This is a genomic window from Sphingomonas sp. OTU376 (assembly GCF_038440415.1).
In the GTDB taxonomy this organism is placed as follows: domain Bacteria; phylum Pseudomonadota; class Alphaproteobacteria; order Sphingomonadales; family Sphingomonadaceae; genus Sphingomonas; species Sphingomonas kyeonggiensis_A.
The window spans coordinates 1-14,359 of the sequence record NZ_JASATQ010000006.1 but is presented as its reverse complement, the minus strand read 5'-3'; the positions used below and the strand labels follow the sequence as shown (position 1 = coordinate 14,359).

General features: G+C 62.2%; 15 protein-coding genes. 5 read left to right on the top strand and 10 right to left on the bottom strand.

The genetic code is table 11. The features are described 5' to 3' along the window. From AAHM44_RS04080 to AAHM44_RS04050, 7 genes are all read right to left on the bottom strand, one after another. Window positions 1-900 (bottom strand): VOC family protein, encoded by a 900-nt coding sequence (locus tag AAHM44_RS04080; protein WP_342249116.1) that lies wholly within the window; start codon window positions 898-900, stop codon window positions 1-3. 29 nt (window positions 901-929) lie between these two features. Beyond that, window positions 930-2,831, bottom strand: a complete 1,902-nt coding sequence (locus tag AAHM44_RS04075) for an amidohydrolase (protein ID WP_342249220.1) — start codon at window positions 2,829-2,831, stop codon at window positions 930-932. Window positions 2,832-2,872: 41 nt separating this feature from the next. Beyond that, window positions 2,873-3,121 (bottom strand): DUF1427 family protein, encoded by a 249-nt coding sequence (locus AAHM44_RS04070; protein WP_342249115.1) that lies wholly within the window; start codon window positions 3,119-3,121, stop codon window positions 2,873-2,875. A gap of 25 nt (window positions 3,122-3,146) precedes the next feature. Then, complete coding sequence (locus tag AAHM44_RS04065) at window positions 3,147-3,968, bottom strand: alpha/beta fold hydrolase (RefSeq protein ID WP_342249114.1); 822 nt, start codon at window positions 3,966-3,968, stop codon at window positions 3,147-3,149. An 84-nt stretch (window positions 3,969-4,052) separates the two neighbouring features. Next, on the bottom strand, window positions 4,053-4,709 hold the full coding sequence (locus AAHM44_RS04060; RefSeq protein ID WP_342249113.1) for a hydrolase: 657 nt from the start codon (window positions 4,707-4,709) through the stop codon (window positions 4,053-4,055). A 438-nt stretch (window positions 4,710-5,147) separates the two neighbouring features. Next, the gene (locus AAHM44_RS04055) at window positions 5,148-5,780 is read right to left on the bottom strand and encodes a response regulator transcription factor (RefSeq protein ID WP_342249112.1); all 633 of its coding nucleotides are present in this window, start codon (window positions 5,778-5,780) and stop codon (window positions 5,148-5,150) included. A gap of 71 nt (window positions 5,781-5,851) precedes the next feature. Further along, on the bottom strand, window positions 5,852-6,448 hold the full coding sequence (locus AAHM44_RS04050; RefSeq protein WP_342249111.1) for a M17 family peptidase N-terminal domain-containing protein: 597 nt from the start codon (window positions 6,446-6,448) through the stop codon (window positions 5,852-5,854). Between the two features lie 312 nt (window positions 6,449-6,760). Between AAHM44_RS04050 and AAHM44_RS04045 the strand changes: the two genes are divergently transcribed. Beyond that, complete coding sequence (locus AAHM44_RS04045; RefSeq protein ID WP_342249110.1) at window positions 6,761-7,705, top strand: MBL fold metallo-hydrolase; 945 nt, start codon at window positions 6,761-6,763, stop codon at window positions 7,703-7,705. Window positions 7,706-7,822: 117 nt separating this feature from the next. Here AAHM44_RS04045 and AAHM44_RS04040 read toward each other — a convergent pair whose 3' ends face one another. Further along, window positions 7,823-8,491, bottom strand: a complete 669-nt coding sequence (locus AAHM44_RS04040) for an AraC family transcriptional regulator (protein ID WP_342249109.1) — start codon at window positions 8,489-8,491, stop codon at window positions 7,823-7,825. Between the two features lie 248 nt (window positions 8,492-8,739). On the opposite strand from AAHM44_RS04040, the gene AAHM44_RS04035 reads away from it, so the two are divergent. Next, window positions 8,740-9,369 (top strand): response regulator transcription factor, encoded by a 630-nt coding sequence (locus tag AAHM44_RS04035; protein ID WP_342249108.1) that lies wholly within the window; start codon window positions 8,740-8,742, stop codon window positions 9,367-9,369. Window positions 9,370-9,481: 112 nt separating this feature from the next. Beyond that, on the top strand, window positions 9,482-9,841 hold the full coding sequence (locus tag AAHM44_RS04030) for a response regulator transcription factor (protein WP_342249107.1): 360 nt from the start codon (window positions 9,482-9,484) through the stop codon (window positions 9,839-9,841). 18 nt (window positions 9,842-9,859) lie between these two features. On the opposite strand, the gene AAHM44_RS04025 is transcribed toward AAHM44_RS04030, so the two are convergent. Beyond that, window positions 9,860-11,434 carry an ATP-binding protein gene (locus AAHM44_RS04025; protein ID WP_342249106.1) on the bottom strand — a complete coding sequence of 525 codons (1,575 nt, stop codon included), beginning with the start codon at window positions 11,432-11,434 and terminating at the stop codon, window positions 9,860-9,862. Between the two features lie 281 nt (window positions 11,435-11,715). Between AAHM44_RS04025 and AAHM44_RS04020 the strand changes: the two genes are divergently transcribed. Continuing rightward, window positions 11,716-12,228 (top strand): Dps family protein, encoded by a 513-nt coding sequence (locus AAHM44_RS04020; RefSeq protein ID WP_342249105.1) that lies wholly within the window; start codon window positions 11,716-11,718, stop codon window positions 12,226-12,228. A 67-nt stretch (window positions 12,229-12,295) separates the two neighbouring features. On the opposite strand, the gene AAHM44_RS04015 is transcribed toward AAHM44_RS04020, so the two are convergent. Continuing rightward, a complete protein-coding gene (locus tag AAHM44_RS04015; protein WP_342249104.1) occupies window positions 12,296-12,880 on the bottom strand; it encodes a carboxymuconolactone decarboxylase family protein in 585 nt (194 codons plus the stop codon). A 485-nt stretch (window positions 12,881-13,365) separates the two neighbouring features. On the opposite strand from AAHM44_RS04015, the gene AAHM44_RS04010 reads away from it, so the two are divergent. Then, window positions 13,366-14,166, top strand: coding sequence for an alpha/beta fold hydrolase (locus AAHM44_RS04010; protein ID WP_342249103.1), 801 nt, complete (start codon window positions 13,366-13,368; stop codon window positions 14,164-14,166). Window positions 14,167-14,359 lie beyond the last annotated feature (193 nt).

The window sequence follows — 14,359 nt, the reverse complement described above, 5'->3', positions numbered from 1 at the left end:
TCACTTGGCCGTGTCGGCATGAATTTCAGCGATATAGCCCCCGGGGAAACGCACGATGGCGGACTGGCGGGTACCGGTCGCGCGCGGAGCCACGAGGGTCTCGACGCCGGCCGCCGTCGCCTTTGCCAGGGTCGCGCCGAGATCGGTCACCGCATAGCCCGTCATGTCGCGGCCAAATGGCCAGGGCAACTGGCCATCGGTCACGAACACCGTCATGTTACCGTAGCCGCTCCGGATCGCCACGCGTCGGATCGTCTTGTCCGGCTGCCCGACCTCCGCACCCGCAGCCGCGCGATTGTCAGAGACGATCCTGCCATGCGCAAAGCCGGTCCAGCTGCGGATGAACTTATCGGCCACATCCGGGGTCAGATAGATTCGGTTTTCGGGCACGCTCGCCAGCGGCGCATAGTTCGGCTTCGTCGTGTGCCAGTAGATCTGCATGTTGATACCGCCGGGCCACTGGATGACCGAATCCCGCCCGATCGGATCAGGGAAGGTCGCGATCCGGCGAACCGCCCCGTAGCGTATGGCCGACGCCACCGCGCGATCGATGTCGGTGACGAGATAGCCGGTGCGCTCGTCCCCGAAGGGGTAGGGGATCGGCGTCTTGAAACCGAATACGGATACGGTGCCGACCGGGGTCAGCGCGAGCTGGGATTTGGTCAGGCTCTTGGTCGGCGTGACCTGGAATTCGCCCTGCTTGCTGGCCGTGCCCCCGAACGTCGCGATGAAGCTCGCGACGAACCGGTCGAAATCGGCCTCCGGCACATAGACATGGGTGGTGTCATATTGCGGGCCTACCGAATAGTCCGCTGTCGCCGGCTCGCGCGCAAGTGTGGGAGACGAGACCGGCCCGGCAACAGCCAGGCCGGCGGCCAAAAGGAAAATCATACGTTTCATGGTAAACTCCTGATCGACCGGCAGCAGGTTCAGACCGCCCAGCATCCGCAGCCGAGCGCCCCCCAAAAGCTTTGTACATCTGCCGCGGGCACGTTCGCGCCCAGCGCGGCGGCGTGATCATGGCCGTGAACACCGCAAGCCGAATGACATGCGCATGCTGCAGCCAGTTTCGCCTTTGCCTCGGGGGTCTTGTGATATCCGCCGAAGACCGCAACCGGGGACCAGTCGGGCATCGGCTTCGGAAGCTCCGGGGCGATCGGGCCATAGTCGCCCTCGCCGTGCACGACCTTGCCGCCAAGCAGCGTCAAGACCGACCGGATGTGGACGATTTCGTCTTCGGGCACCGAGAAATAGTCGTTCGAAAGAACAGCGAGATCCGCGAGCTGCCCCTGCTTGATCTGCCCCTTCTTGCCGACCTCGTTCGAGAACCAGGTGTTCTCATGGGTCCACATCGCGAGCGCCTTCTCCCTGCTGACCCGATTGGCACCCGGATAGAGTTTCAAGCCGCCGACCGTGCGCCCAGTCACGAGCCAAGACAGCGACACCCAGGGATTGTAACTGGCGACGCGCGTCGCGTCGGTGCCGCCGCCGACCGGAATTCCGGCCGCAAGCATCTTTGCGATCGGCGGAGTCCTCTCGGCCGCTCTCGCCCCGTAACGCTCGACGAAATATTCGCCCTGATAGGCCATGCGGTGCTGCACGGCGATACCGCCGCCCAGCGCAGCGATCCTGTCGATGTTGCGGTCGCTGATCGTCTCGGCATGGTCGAAGAACCAGTTGATACCCGAAAGCGGGATGTCGCGATTTACCTTCTCATAGACGTCCAGCGCGCGACCGATCGTCTGGTCGTAGGTGGCATGCAACCGCCACGGCCAGCGATGCTCGGCGAGCAGGCGGATCACCGGTTCGAGATCGCCTTCCATGGAGGGCGGCATATCGGGGCGTGGGACGCGGAAATCCTCGAAATCCGCAGCTGAATAAACCAGCATCTCACCCGCGCCGTTGTGGCGATAGCTGTCGTCTCCCTGGCCGGGCGAGACCTGCTTCACCCAGGACTGGAAATCGGCGAGCTCTTCCTTCGGCTTCTGCGTGAACAGGTTATAGCTGATCCGGACGGTGAGGTCGCCGTCCTGGTGCAGCTTCTCGATGATCTGATAGTCCTCGGGATAGTTCTGAAATCCGCCGCCGGCATCGATTACGCCGGTCACGCCGAGACTGTTCACGTCACGCATGAAATGCCGGGTCGAGTTGATCTGATATTCGGCCGGCAACTTCGGCCCTTTGGCCAGGGTCGCATAGAGGATCGTCGCATTGGGCTGGGCGAGCAGCAGACCGCTCGGATTTCCTGCCGCATCACGCACGATCTCGCCCCCCGGCGGATTCGGCGTGTCTTTGGTGTAACCGACGACCCGCAGCGCAGCTGCATTGAGCAGAGCGCGGTCGTAGAGATGGAGGATGAAGACAGGCGTGTCCGGCGCGACGGCGTTCAGCTCGTCGATCGTAGGCAGCCGCTTCTCGGCGAACTGATGCTCGGTGAAGCCGCCCACAACCCGCACCCATTGCGGCGCGGGCGTGCGCGCGACCTGCGCCTTGAGCATTGCCATCGCATCGGCCAGGCTCGGTACTCCATCCCAGCGCAGCTCCATGTTGAAGTTCAGGCCGCCGCGGATGATGTGCATATGGCTGTCGATCAGCCCCGGGATCAGGCGCCGCCCCCTGGCATCGATCACGGTCGCGCCGGGACCGGCGGCTTCCCGGACCTCCGCTTCGCTGCCAACCGCCAGGAATTTACCATCGCGCATCGCGACGGCTTCAGCCTGGGGATTGGCGCGGTCGAGCGTTGTGACCTTGGCGTTGACGATGATGAGGTCAGACTGTGCCACCGAAGAGTTCCTTCCAAGCAGGGGCGAAGGGAGGAGGGCGCCGACCATGGTCGCGCCTGCGCCAGCGATCGTGTCGCGCCTGGTAAAGCTCATGCGTCATCCTTCGGCTTGCCCACAGGAAGGCCAAGGACATGCTCGGCACAATCGGTGCGCACGAACGCCACGACTTCCTTGCCCGAGACGATGCGCTTGGCGATCGGAACCAGTTGCTCGCCCAGAAGGATGCCGAGCAGGCCAATGAGGGCGATCGCCGGCGGCGCCGGGGACCGTACGCCGAGGAGGCTGTAGATGAGACCAACCAGCAGACCTACTGCCAGCGAGATGATATAGGGCTTCATCGCAGGATCCTCCTCGGCATGTGGGTCAGTTGCGCGCGAACTCGAGCAGGTCGGCGTTCAGCCGGTCCTGATGCGTCGCGGGGAAGCCGTGCGGCGCCCCTTCATAGACCTTGAGCGTGGCATTCGGCAGGATCTCGGCCGAGCGCTTGCCAGTGGTGGCGAAGGGAACGACCTCGTCGCCGCCGCCATGGACGACGAGCACCGGGATGGTGATCGACTTCATTTCCTCGCGGAAGTCGGTCCCCCAGAACTGCTCGATACAGGCATATTGGCCGTGGATGCCGCCCATCATGCCCTGCTGCCAGAATGCGTAGCGCCAACCCTCGCTCTTGACCGAGTCCGGCTTGTCCATGCCGAAGAACACGTTCGGGAAGTCGAGAAACAGCTGCGAACGGTTGTCGAGGGTCGCCTTGCGCACACCATCGACGACCGCGATCGGAACGCCGTCGTCATTGCCGTTGATCGCACCCATCAACGGCGTGACAGCACCGAGCAGCGCCATCTTCGCGACGCGGTCGGTTCCATGGCGCGTCACGTAGCGCGTGATTTCGCCGCCACCGGTCGAGTGGCCAACGAGAATGACGTCCTTCAGATCCAGCGCCTCGATCACTGCCGCCAAGTCGTCGGCATAGGTATCCATGTCGTTGCCACTGGCCGGCTGGTCGGATCGCCCGTGACCGCGACGGTCATGCGCGATCACGCGAAAGCCGTTCTGCGCGAGGAACAGCATCTGGCCATCCCAGGCGTCCGCATTCAGCGGCCAGCCATGCGAGAAGACGAAGGGCTGGCCCTGTCCGAAATCACGATAGAAGATCTTGGTACCGTCTTTGGCAGTCACGAAACTCATAAACAAATTCCTCTCAGGCAGATGGGAAGGTGGGGCTGACGGCGAGGGCAGGGGGGCAGGGCGCGCCGCCAGCCCCGTTCTGTCTCAGTGCCCCTCGGAGGCGCCGAACATGGTCTTGGCGTATTTGATGCCGAGCCCGTATGCGCCGCCCCATTCCTTGGCGATGCCGGTCGTGGAATCGTAAGTCTCGGTGCGCGCCCAGTCGCGCTGCAGCTCGAGCATATATTGCACCGACGTCATCGGCTTGGCGCCAAGCTGGATCATTCGCTGGACCGCGCGCTCGTGCGCCTCCTCCGAAATGTCGCCGCACGCATCGGCAATGAAATAGGCGTCAAACCCCTGATCGATCGAGGAGGCGACCGGGCCGACGATGCACACGCTGGTCCACAGCCCGGCGAATACGATCCGCTCCTTGCCGATACGGTTCACTTCCTCGATCACCGCGGCGTCTTCCCACGTGTTCATCGACGTGCGGTCGAGCAGAACCTGCCCCGGGAACGCGTCGGTGACCTCCGAGAACATCGGACCCGAAAAGCTCTTCTCCGCGACCGTGGTCAGGATCGTCGAGACGTTGAACGATTTGGCCGCACGGCTGATCAGAGCCGCATTGTTGCGCAGCAGCTCAGGCGCGATCGATTTGGTCGCAAAGGCCATCTGCGACTGGAAATCGATGAGGATGAGGGTGTGATCGCCCGGAGAAATGAGCGACTTGCCAGGTGTGGGCGTCGCGGTGATCGTCATGCAAAGGCTCCTTCTATAGCGCAGCATCCGGCTGCTCCGGGACAGGTCGACGCGCTTCAGTCATCGGGCCGGGCGTGGAAGTCGCCCGGCATCACCGCGACATTCACGGACACCCCGCGAGCCTGGAGCCATGACAGCCAAGTGGATGCCGGGCCGACCTCGATTACTCTCGATCCAAGCGCTCAGAGGCGTCACGAAAGGAGGGCTAGATGAACGAGCCTGACGCGTCTTGGACACGAGTGATGCAACCAGGCATCTCTGCGCAAAGGCGCTCGCATCCCGACTTTCTGAAGCGCGAGGAAAAACGCGGATTGGGATGGCCGATCTGTCCGCCGACAGACCGCGTCGCCTAAATATTGGCATGTGGGCGATGGGGACGCCTGTCCCGATGGCTTTCGGCCAGCATGAACGTGGAAAGGCGCCAGACGCGCCCGCAAACTAAAGTTCGATCAGCCCGCGCTTCGCCGCAATCGTCACTGCATGAGTCCGATCCGTGGCCCCGAGCTTCGCAAAGACGATTTTCATGTGGCCCTTGACCGTCTCTTCCGAGATGTCGAGCCGCGATGCGATCTGCTTGTTCGAATTGCCCCACGCCGCAAGCGTCAGAACCGACACCTCGCGTTCCGAGAGGCCCTCATCGAGGACATGCATCGCAATTGCTGTGGCAACCGTGGCGTCGAGATGCTTGCCGCCATGGTGCACGGACCGGATCGCATCCAGCAGTTCGTTACGCAGGCTGGCCTTCAACAGATAGCCCATCGCGCCGGCGCGCAGCGCCTTGATCGCCCGACCATCGCCCGCATAGGTGGTCAGCACGATGATCCTGGCATCCGGAGACTGGGCGCGGATTGCTGTGATCGCCTCGAGCCCGGACATGTCCGGCATCTGGAGGTCCATGAGCACCACATCGGGCTGCAGACGTTCGAACTCGGCGACGGCTTCGGCACCGCTCGTCGCCTCACCGACAATTTCGATATCATCCTGCGTCGAAATCACCGCGCGCACGCCCTCGCGAAGGAGGACGTGATCGTCCACCACCATGACCGCAACGGTCGAGGGCCGGTCAATCATTGCCAGCCTGTTGGTCTGTCTCGTCTGCATGGCGTGCCCGAGCGTACATCATCGAACCGACCCTCGCACTCCTAAATTGGCCGCAGCGGCGCGAGGAGAGCGCGTCCCAGCGCCGCCGCCGTTCGTTCGGCATCACCGTTTCGGATGTCGAACGTCCAATCCATGTCGAGCTGCCGCTTTCCTTCTGCATTTTCCTCGATTGCCCTGAGCGCACCCAGCATCATACCTGCCGCTGTCTCCTCGACCCTGTCCGGCGGTATGTCGCGTTCCGACCAGGCAAGAAGGCAACCAGCTGAGTGCGCGTCCATGCGCAGCGCGGTGCGCATCGCTAGCTCGGTCAGCCGCCCGATCGAGAGGTGAAGCGCGGAATCACTGCCGCCCATGCCTATCAGCATCAGCGAACGAGCCCTGATCGGTGCGGGGGGCGTCGATAGCATCAGCGTCTCGCCCATGACGCCTTTGAAGATCCCCCCCTCGCGCAGTCGCCGCAATGTTCCGTGAAGGACCTTGTCCAGCTGGTTCGCGCCACCCTTGGGACGGTTGACGGCGGCATCCTCGAACATGCCGACGACCAGAAGATCAACATCTGCTGCAACAACATCGACCTGAGCGACCTTGAATCGAATTCCGTGTCGCTGTCCCAAGGTCCGCCCCGCGATGTCACCCATGCCAGCTCTGATTATCCTCCGGGTCCGGATCGCATCTCGGCGAACGATCGCATCAGGTTCCTATGAGGCCGCTGTCGCGTCATGTTTTTGGCTGACGGCATTTGGATGTTCCTGCGCCATTCGCCTCTACGCTTGGTCGGAACCGGCGCCGCACGCACTTTCCTGCGATCATGTCCATATTTGCGCGGTTCGTGCGCTGAATATCCAATGCACCGCACTCTGATTCCTCGAGTGTCGATCCGAACCACGCACACAGATTTGCTCGGGAGCACGAAGATGCCGAAACCGTTGCCACGGGTCGCCAGGGGAATAATGCTCGCCGCGTTGGTTCTGACCCCGGTCGGCCCCGGCTTTTCCGCAGCGGCCGCGGCTTCTGCGCCGGTGCCCGCCCAGGCACCCGGCTTCTTCCGGATGCACGTCGGTCGTTTCGAGGTTACCGCGCTCCTGGACGGAACTCACCCGTTTCCGGCGACGAAGCTCGCGGTTGGCGCACGGCCTGGCGAAGTCGACGGCCTTCTCGCCGACCAATTTCTCGCGTCCCCCTTCGAGGGCATGATCAATGCGTTCCTGGTCAAAATGGACGGCAGGCTCGTGCTGATCGATACGGGCGCCGGCGATCTTTATGGAAAGGATGGTGGTGGCCTCGTCGCTGCGCTGACAGCCTCAGGCTACAGCCCCGCACAGATCGACGATATCTACATCACCCACCTCCACGAGGACCACGCCGGCGGCCTGTTGAAGGATGGGAAGATGGTCTTTCCGAAGGCCGTGGTCCACGTCTCCCAGAGCGACTTCGATTTCTGGACCCAGGACAAGAACAAGACGCAGGTCGGGCCGCTTCTCCAGCCATTTTTTCCCGCGATCCAAAAGGTCCTGGCGCCCTATGTCGCAGCAGGTCGGCTCAAACCGTTCGCCGGAAACACGGTGCTCGCGCCCGGACTAAGGGCCATTCCCGCGCCCGGTCATACGCCGGGCCACAGCTTCTTCCTGATCGAGGACGGTGGCCAGGCAATGCTTTTCTGGGGAGACACCGTCCATATGGCGCCGGTCCAGTTTCCGCGGCCCGATATCGCCATCGAATATGACTGGAATGCCCCGGAAGCAGTCGCCACTCGAAAGTCCATCCTCGCCGAGGCAGCTGCGAAGGGGTGGCTGATTGCGGGCGCTCATATTTCGTTCCCCGGTATCGGCCATGTGACGACGCTGCCGCACGGAGCCTATCAGTGGCTGCCTGTGAACTATACGCTCAACCGTTAAAGATGGGACCAGCGGACCTGGCAGAGAAGCCAGGCAAGCCCGTGCGTCTGAAGGCGGTATCCGGTCTTACGGTGTCGTGCACTGCAAGGTAGTGCTCGAGGAATGGCTCGACGTCGATCAGGCCGCGCACTGCCAATCGCGGCGCCAAGACATCGGCGTCGTGCCGACGATGCGCCGGAAGAGACGGGTCAGATGCGCCTGGTCGGTCAGGCCGCATGCACAAGCGATCTGCGACAGCGAGTCCCGGCTCCTGAGCATCAGGGACTGTGCCCGACGCAACCGCTGGCGGATGATGTAGGAATGGGGCGTTTCACCCATGCTGGCTTTGAACGCACGGCAAAAATGGCCAGTGCTCAAGCGGGCGACGGTGGCGAGATTCTCGGTAACCAGCGCCGTTTCCAAATGCTGTTCGATATACTCGGTCACCCGGCGAACCTGCCAGCTCGCAAGGCCGCCCTTGCTCGATATCGCGGCACCGGAAATCCTCTCGGGCAGCAATACCCCTTCGGGCACTTCGTCCTCGACATGGTGCCCGAACAATGCAGAGAGCTGCTCGAGATAATGCCGGGCTAGATTGGGATCCTCGTCGAGCGAACGCCGCACACCGGCGAGCAGGGACGCGACACGAACGGGCGATACGGCAATCTGCCCGGTCGCCATCGGCGACCGTCCTGCCAAAGAACGATGGGTTTCCTGAAACATACGGTACTCCGAACTGCTCGCCCGGAGTTTCCAGAAATGCTTTCGCCAACGAAACCGAACGACGGCTGAGCTGAGCATCTCCATCGTTTGGGTTATCTATACCATCGTTTGCCTTGCCAGCGCTGCTGCTCGCCCCGGTGCTTTCCGGGTGGGCCGGCAACGTCCATGATATCCGCCGCGGCGACCGCATAATAGCGCAATATTTCAACATCATAAGGCGGCAATGCGAGGCAGAGGACCCGATAGGGTTGTAGATCTGACACCCATACGGGGCTTGTATCGCCCGCACACTCCTTGTCAGTCTTTGCGCGAAAGGAGCCAGCTTCACGGCCATGACGTGCCCAACGAACAAGCCCGTCGTTATCGTCGTCGACGACGACCAGCTCGTCCGTCAGTCGCTGGATGCACTTTTTCGCTCGATGGATTTCGCAGTCCAGATCCATGCTTCCGCGCAGGATCTGCTTGAGAGCGACCTTCCGGACGGGCCAGCCTGCCTCGTCATCGACGTTCGCATGCCGATGGTGAGCGGCTTCGACTGCCGACGGCAATTGCTCGACCGCGGCGTTGATATCCCGACTATCTTCCTGACTGGTCATGGAGATATCCCCATGACAGTGAAGGCCATGAAGGCCGGCGCGATCGACTTTCTGACCAAGCCGTATCGAGAGCAGGACATGCTTGAGGCCGTCTATGCCGGCCTGGCGGGGGCTGCCGAGAAACGAGCTGCCGGTGACGAGGTTCGCGGTCTGAAGGAGCGCTACGCGACACTCACCCGCCGCGAACGTCAGGTCATGCACGGGGTCACGCGCGGACTGCTGAACAAGCAGATCGCCGGTGAGCTCGAGCTGAGTGAGATCACCGTAAAACTCCATCGATCCAGCCTCATGAGAAAATTGGCGATACGTACGGTCCCCGAACTGGTCCGGGCCGCTGATGCGATCGGGGAGCAATTAGCGGCCTGATGTGATGGCCGCATTGCGCTGCCTAAACTGCCGTATAGTTACGCTTTGGGTAATCCGGGTCTATCGATGAAGACGACCAGCCTGTCTCCGCTGGCCGTTCGGGAGCGGATCAGTGCCGGATACTGTCATTGCCGTCATCGATGATGACGAACTTGTCCGAAAGTCGACTTCAAGCCTGCTGAGATCGGTTGGCTACGCCACACAGGTTTATCCCTCCGCCCGCGCGTTCCTCGACAGCGAACATCAACAGGTCGCCTGCATCCTGACCGATTTGCAAATGCCCGGACTATCCGGTCTCGATCTGCGGGCTGAGCTCAGAAGGCGGGGGTCGAGCGTCCCGATGATCCTGATGACCGCGTTTGCGACGCCCGGAGTCCAGGCACAGGCCGCCGTGCTGGAGATGGGCTGCGTTCTGGAGAAACCGATCAATTGCGATCGCCTGATCGGAGCGGTCGAGGCAGCCCTGGCCTGACATTTCGGGCGCGAGGAACTATACCGCGGTCCGCGTTGGAAGCGTCATCGAGACCCTGGCCCCGCCATTGGGATGGTCGGTGAGGGCGATTTCACCGTCGTGCAGTTCGACGATGGACCTGCAGATCGACAGGCCCAGTCCCATGCCTCCCGGCTTGGTGGTGAAAAATGGGTCGAACGGCTTTCCGGTTGTCGCCTGGAGCAAGCCCGGTCCCTTGTCCCGTACTGTTACGTGCGCTGCTTGCTCATGTGTCCCCAACTCGATCTCGATGAGCTTTTCGCTCCGAGAAATTCCTTCCATCGCCTGCAGCGCATTCGTGATGAGGTTCAGGAGCAAGTGCTTGAGGAGCAACCGGTCGCCAAGTATCGTAACTTCGCGCTGCTGGTGGTTGAAGACGATCCTCGCCCCGTGCGCATCCGCGTCCCGCGCGGCAAAGGTCACCGTGTCGCAGATAAGCGAGCGCAGATCGATCGGAACCGTCTCGCCTCGGGAGTTCCCTACCAGATTACGGACACGCTGCATGACTTCGTAGACATTCTCTACTGCACTGTTGAGACCATCGAGAGACTGACGGACCTCAACGATATCGGGAGTCTCGCGGTCGAGCCACAGCGTCGCAGCGTTTGCGAAGCTCTGGATCGCAGACAGTGGCTGATTGATCTCATGCGCGATCGAGGCCGACATGGTCGCCATAGCGGCACTTCGCTGAACCTTGTCGAGCTCCAGCCGGGTTCGTTCGATCGTCGTTTCCAGACGTTTGCGCTGACGAACGTCAAGGATGCTGCCCGGCACACGATCAAGGCACCTGCCTGGAGACAGGCTGAAGGCCACAATTACATCGATGACCTCACCCGCGGCAGAAATTACCTGCGCTTCCGCCTGGAACATCTCCCGGCGCTCATCGATTGCAAGGATGCACTCCTGAAAGCTGTCATCGTTTTCGGGCAGGAAATCGCTGAGCCGCTCGAAAAATGCCGCCTTGGTCGGCACGCCCATCAATTCGAGCGCGGTTTCGTTCACGTCGGTGATCCGCACCAACCGTCTCGTGTCGATTACGAAATCTGGATTTGCATCTAGAAACGCGCGCAAGTCCGTGACGCCGCCCGCACGAACCGATGAAATGGCCGCCTGTACAGGCCGGAAATCATGCTCCCAGATCGCGACCGCCAGCGAGTTCAGCATATCCTCGTGACGCCGCTCGCCGCGTGCCACGCGGCTGTCCATGACCTGCCGATGGAGCAGCAAGCCTGTGGTGGCGGCATTCGCCCCGAGGCTGATCGCTACCCTGAGCACCGCGCCGATGTCGGCGGATCGACCATGGACGAACACGAAGCTCGCCAGCGCGAGCGACGCGCAGAGGAGCGACCATGCAAGCAGATGTCCCCGATGTTCACGGTCGCAGGCGACGATCAGTACCAGCACGTAGAGCGTCGCGACCGCGCTTCCGATACTGCTCGAGGTGTCGGCCCAGAAAATGAACGATGCCAGCATTGCTGCAGCAATCTGACGAGCGACCGGCGCCATGGCAGTGAAAGGGGAGAGATCACCCCTGGGGCCGGTTGCAAGCACAGTCCTGTCGATCATCCTGGACATGTCGCGATAATGATCACCCCATCCGTTCGACAAAAGCCCAAGGCGAGAGGCCCTTTTCCACTCATGTGGGGTGCCGAATCATACCACGATCGGGGCGCCGCCCGCTAAGGCTCGGTGCCTTTGCGTCCGCGGCCAGCTTCGCCGACGCCCCGGTGACCAGCTCCCAATATGATTCGTGGGCAACGCCCGATCCAAATCGGGTCGCCATTCGACAATATCGACAGCCCGCGACGCTGGCAGGAGCGCTTCCCGATGCCTTTTTTCATCCAGGGAGTTCGAATGTGACCGATACGCTCAAATCAAGCCTGATTGCCCCGCTGGCTACCCCGTCGGGTCTCGGCGAAAATGCAACGCGCGACATTTCCGGTGCCCTGACCGCCCTCCTTGGCGACATGTTCGCGCTCTACCTGAAGACCAAGAACTTTCATTGGCACGTCTCCGGGCGTCATTTTCGCGACTATCATCTCCTGCTCGACGACCAGGCAGGCCAGATCTTCGCCACCACCGACGCGATCGCCGAACGCGTCCGCAAGATAGGCGGGACCACGATCCGCTCGATCGGGCATATCGCTCGGGTCCAGCGCGTTCTCGATAACGATGCGGATTATGTCGACCCTCTCGACATGCTCGCGGAGTTGCGGGACGATAATGGCGACATGGCACGCCGCCTTCGGGAGACCCATGGGTTGTGCGACGAGCATGGCGACGTCGCAACGGCCAGCATGATCGAAAACTGGATTGACGAGGCAGAAGGGCGCCGCTGGTTCCTGTTCGAGACCACGCGCGGCCGCTGAACGCCATATTCACCAGCCGGCAGCGGGGTAGGCTTTGCCGCCGCCGGCTGGGTTCCCCCGACAAAGGTTATGCGTCGCTCGCGCTTTGCGCCGCCGGCACGCGAATATCGAAGGCATTCAAGGTGACGGCGACCAGGCAATAATAGCCGACCAGGTAAAAGAGCTCGGTGGCTCCGTCGACCCCGAAGACGCGCACGGCGCGATCATAAAGCTGCTGGGGAAGGGCACCGCCGCCTGTCAGCGCGACGGCCACCGAAAACGCGGTATCTTCCTCCTCGTCAAGGTCATCTGGCCGGTCGCCCGCGGCGATTGCAGCAACCCGCGCCTGGCTCATCTCATGGACCGAGATCGCAACCGCGCCATGGGCATAGATCTCATAAGCGGCGTCGAGGTGGCCGCCCGTCACCAGGATCGCAACCTGCCGCGCCCGATCCGGGATGCGCCTGGCCTTGGTCATAGTCTGCGACAATTGCCAGATGGCCGACCCGATCTCCGGATCATGGAGCCATGCATTCCAAGGGCCTAGCAGAGCTCCGTCCTCGCGAGTGGTCACGAAATTCTGGTATTTGGCCCCCACGCCAGCCTTGATGCTCTCGAAGAGCGGTCGCTGGGCATCGGAAAGTTGGCTTTCGGCAAGGGGCATGAGGCGCATAGGAACTGCTCCAATATTGGGGGGCGCAGATTTATGCGCTCGCGGCACCCGTGATAACTGGCCGTGGGCCTTTGTATCGATATGCGGCCGATCATGTGCGTTTCGTACAAATCCTTCTGGTGAAAGGGCGATCCAAAGCGATCTCCAAGCGAGCGGCCGTTCCGGAATGATCCGCACCCAGGAAGCATCGGTGTCCGGTCCGACCATGGCCCGCTCGACCGTTCCATGTCCGCCATGTCCTAATTCTCTTGGTCATCAACAATCCGCCTTCTTCCACCCCTGTCACCGCGGGGCCCGAAGTTGGGGAGATGCCGAAATAACCGAACGCCGCGATCAGTGCGGCTATTTCCCCTGGCACGCGAAGGCTCAACCGATGGGCCGAAAAACCACGCATGCCATGCTTCGGCGGGAGGTCAGGCATCGCCTGACCATGAATGCTCATGCGACGCCGCGCGCGTCCTCGAAGGAACAAGGGATCCGAATTCATGTCCAAATATTCGAAAATCCTCGGGCTGGCGCTCGCCGCTGCTGTCCCGATTGTTACACTCAGCGCAGGCTCAGTTGCCCAGACGACCGCGCCGGTACCTGCCGTTTCCGCGCCGACTGTCGTCCTGGTGCACGGCGCCTGGGCGGATGGATCGAGCTGGTCGAAGGTCATTCCCCTGCTGCAGGCCAAGGGCATCCGGGTGATGACCGTGCAAAATCCGCTCACTTCGCTGGCGGACGACGTCGCCGCCACTCGCCGCGTCCTGGCGGCCGTGCAGGGCCCGGTGGTGCTGGTAGGACACAGCTGGGCGGGGACCGTCATCACGGAGGCTGGAACTGACCCCAAGGTGAAGGCCCTCGTTTATGTGGCGGCTTTCGCGAACAAGGAAGGTCAGTCAGGCGGCGACCTGGTGGGCGCATATGCCAAGACGCCGGCGCTCGGTACGGTCTGGGACGACGGACAAGGTTTCCTGCGCCAGACCGAGCAAGGCATGCTCGAGAATTTCGCACCGGATCTCCCGAAGGAAGAGGCGCGCACGCTGTTCGTAACTCAGGGGCCGCTTGCGGCCAGCACCTTTGGTGACAAGGTCACGACGCCGGCGTGGAGGACCGTTCCTTCCTGGTACGTCGTGTCCGCGAACGACCGGGTGATCAATCCGCAGATGGAACGCGATCTCGCCGCGGCGATGAAGGCGAAAACCACGGTGCTCCAGTCCAGCCATGTTTCGCTGCTGTCGCACCCGCAGGAGGTCGCGGCCGTGATCGAGGACGCCGTCGCCACTGTCTCGAAGGCTCGATAACCGAGGCACGGACCTTCCATCAACACCACCCGATACGTTCCATCCGGTCGTTCCGGAGCGGCGACCACCGATCATGACAAGGGTTTTCCCAATGAACGATCCAAGGGCAGACGCCGCAAGAACCCGGACCCACCAGATGTTTCCGGTCCTCACCGGATTTCAGATGGAAACGGGGGGGGGGGGGGGGCCCGCC